This window comes from Gemmatimonadota bacterium, from assembly GCA_026706345.1.
GTDB lineage: Bacteria > JAAXHH01 > JAAXHH01 > JAAXHH01 > JAAXHH01 > JAAXHH01.
On the sequence record JAPOYX010000072.1, the window covers coordinates 1 to 3,169 of the forward strand.

The following is a 3,169-nucleotide window of genomic DNA, read 5'->3' on the forward strand; positions in this document are numbered from 1 at the left end:
CACGAAGCGGCCGCCGGAATCCAGGAGCATGTCGTGCTCCGGATCGTCTATGAAGACAACGACGACGTCGAGACGCTGGACCACCTGGGCTTCGATCCTCTCGTCCTTGCCGATCTCGGCCATGCCAGGTCGGGGATGAAGGGGGCGGTGATCGTCGGCGGCGAGACCGGTGACGGGAAATCCACGTCGATCCTCAGGTGTGTCGAGCAGCTCTACGACGATGAGGACGGTCAGCTTTCCGTGGTCACGATCGAGGACCCGGTCGAGAGCCGGATTCGCAGGAGCGGCGTTATCCAGATTCCGATCCAGTCGGCCGGTACGGAGGAAGAGCGGGCTGCCAACTATGAGGAGGCGCTCAGGCATTTCGTCCGGATCAATCCCCATGTCGGCGTCGTCTCGGAGGTTCGCGATGCCGCGGGCGCCCGCCAGATGATCCAGTTCATCGAAACCGGCCACCAGGTCTGGACCACGATCCATATCGGTTCGGTCAATTCGATCCTGTTCCGGATGATCGACATGGGCATTCATCCCTCGGAACTGGCGAAGCCGGAATCGATCACCCTGCTGATGAAGCAGTCCCTGGTTCCGCTGCTGTGCGAATGCGCGCGACCGGTGCCGGACAGGAAGCCCTTCCGCGCGCGGAACACGGACGGCTGTGCGGCGTGCATTGCCGGACGGGGCGACAATGCAGCCGCACGGGCCTGGGCGGGATACCGGCGATTGATCGCGGTCGGCGAGACCATCGTCCCGGATGAAGGCTATCTCGACTGCGTCCGCAGGAACGACGCGATCGCGGCATGGCGTCACTGGACCGGGCCGTTCGACCAGGGTGGTCTCGAAGGCATTACCCTGTCGCGAAAAATCAATCTCCTGGCCAATGCCGGCCTCGTCGCGCCTTCCGACGCCCGGAAAAAGGGCGCCGACGTGGCGAAAATGGACGACGGGATGTTGGACCGGTACCGGAACTGGATTTCAGGCCTTGCTGGCACTGCTTGAAAAGATGGTGCGCCGGATTGCGTTCCGGCGGTCCGTGCGTGCACGGACCTGGACGGTTGTCGCCGATCTGCTCGAGAGCGGAATGGAACTCAACCGGGCGCTGCCCATGGTCGCCGAGATCCAGGGCCGCGGGCGCAAGACCTTGCAGGACATTCTCGGGGACCTTCGCAGCTCGCTCAGGACCGACCGGTTCGCCGTGATCGTGACGGACTACGTCCCCGAATCCGAGGCCATGCTGTTTCGCCGATTTGGCCAGGTGTCGGACGCAAGCATCTTTCGGGCTGCGGCAACGCTCACCGAGGTGGACGAAAGGATCGCCAAGGCCATCCGGCAGGCACTGATGTGGCCGTTGTTCCTGTTCTTCCTGATTTTCGGGCTGCTCTATTCGCTCGGAAGCAACCTTTTCCCGACCGTCGAGACCCTGGCGCCAGTCCATGAGTGGCCAGTGTCGTCGCAACTGGTGGCACGGCTGGCCTTCGGCGTCGCGGACCACTCCTTCCTTGTCGGCGTTACCCTCGTGCTGCTGGTCGGCGCCTATCTCGCGATCGAGCGGTTTCACGCAGGTTTCGGCCGCGAATGGCTCGACCGGATCCCTCCTTTCTCGCTCTACCGCCTCCGGACCGGCGCGACCTTTGCCTTCGTACTCCTGGAAAACGCCCGCGTCGGCCATGAGATCAACCGGGCGTTCCTGTTGAACCTGGCGGCGGGCCTGCCACCCTATTCCCGGTCCCGGATCATGGCGATTGCAGAGTACGCCGATCGGACCAACATCGGAAACGCGGCGATCACGGCCGGGCATGGTTTCCCGGATCCGGAACTGAACGCGGTACTGCGTGCGTATGCCGGGCAGGCCGACTGGGTTCCCCGCTACGCCCGGTACGCAAATGCATGGCTTGAGCGCCTGCAGGTGCGTGTCGATGCGATGGTGCAGGTCCTGCGTCTTGTCCTGATGATCCTCGCCGCTGCCATAATCGGTTCGTCGGCAGCGACGATGGTCAACATCTCGACCCTGGTTCAATGAAAAAGAGAGGTATCTCAATGACTTTTGCAACAGAATGGCTTGAGAGGCGCTGGCACCGCCGTCGTGGCGTAAGCCTGGTCGATTTCGTGTTGTATCTCGGCCTGGCGGCTGTCGTGGTTGCCGGGGCGGTATTGGCTTACAACAATGTCGAAAACCGCCAGAAACGCCTGCAGACCTCCCAGCTGGTCACCGAGGTCTTCACGGCGGTGGCCGACCTCCACCGAACCGGCGCCTCCTATGGCACGGGCGATCTGATTCAGACGCTCGAAGCCGCGAAACGGGTGCCCTCAAAAGGCAGGTCGTCCGTCACCGATGATGACGGAAACACCACGACCACGATCACGTCACCCTTTGGCGATAACGTGACCGTGGTGGGGGCCGGCACCACGTTCACCGTTACGGTCGTCGACATGACAGAGGCCAATTGCATCGACCTCCTGACGAGCTACGCGGATCAGGGCGAGGAGGAATCTTCCCTCGCCGGGGTCGCGATCGAAGGCACCGCCCAAACCCTTCCGCTTTCCGTCGCGACAATTTCAAGCACCTGCGCCGCTGATTCAGACGTTGCCCTGACGTTTCGATGATTCCGTGGCAGAGACGGCGCGGGTTTGCTTTGCTCACCATGGTGGTAGCCCTCCTCTTCGTTGCGGTCGCCATGGATCGCCTCGCGGTGTCATGGGCGCGTGACAGGGCGGAAGCGGAGGCCGCGGCGGCCTCTACTTTCGTGCGCAGTGTTTCCGAGGCCGCTCTCTTCACGGGCGCGGATCCGGTTGCAGCGGGAGCGGTGCCACATCTGTCGGAGCGGCGGGATCTCTTTTACACTTATATCGGTTGTCCCCGGCGGTGTGGACCGCATGCAATTCGCCTGGCCAGAGATGCCCCCAGTTGCCGGGGCCGTGCTCGGCAACCGGATCGGCGAATGGCTGGGCCGGGACCGGGTGACGACCCCACTTGAACTCGCCCTCGACGAAGTCCCCCTGCCCCATCCTGAACGCGTTCTCCGCGACGCGCCGTCGATGCAGGTGCCACTTGAGTCCGCTGGCATTCAATCCATTGGCACGCTCGAGGCAGCGGATGGGGCATGGAATTCCGCGGCCGCCGACTCCCTGACCGTAACACCACCCGTTCCCGGGGAGGATAGCGGGGTGTCGG

General features: G+C 63.4%; 4 protein-coding genes. All 4 read left to right on the forward strand.

What is annotated here, in order from left to right; all coding sequences use genetic code 11:
- Positions 1-996, forward strand: a 996-nt coding sequence (locus OXG98_05940; protein MCY3771541.1) for an ATPase, T2SS/T4P/T4SS family, incomplete at its 5' end; no start/stop codon positions are given.
- Positions 980-2,017 carry a hypothetical protein gene (locus tag OXG98_05945; protein MCY3771542.1) on the forward strand — a complete coding sequence of 346 codons (1,038 nt, stop codon included), beginning with the start codon at positions 980-982 and terminating at the stop codon, positions 2,015-2,017. The genes OXG98_05940 and OXG98_05945, both read left to right, overlap by 17 nt.
- Before the next feature lie 17 nt (positions 2,018-2,034).
- The gene (locus tag OXG98_05950) at positions 2,035-2,601 is read left to right on the forward strand and encodes a type 4 pilus major pilin (GenBank protein ID MCY3771543.1); all 567 of its coding nucleotides are present in this window, start codon (positions 2,035-2,037) and stop codon (positions 2,599-2,601) included.
- A gap of 270 nt (positions 2,602-2,871) precedes the next feature.
- On the forward strand, positions 2,872-3,169 hold a 298-nt coding region (locus tag OXG98_05955), incomplete at its 3' end, for a hypothetical protein (GenBank protein MCY3771544.1).

Coding starts and splice junctions, on each gene's coding strand:
- OXG98_05950 (MCY3771543.1), top strand. CDS start 2,035: ATGACTTTTGCAACAGAATGGCTTGAGAGGCGCTGGCACCGCCGTCGT.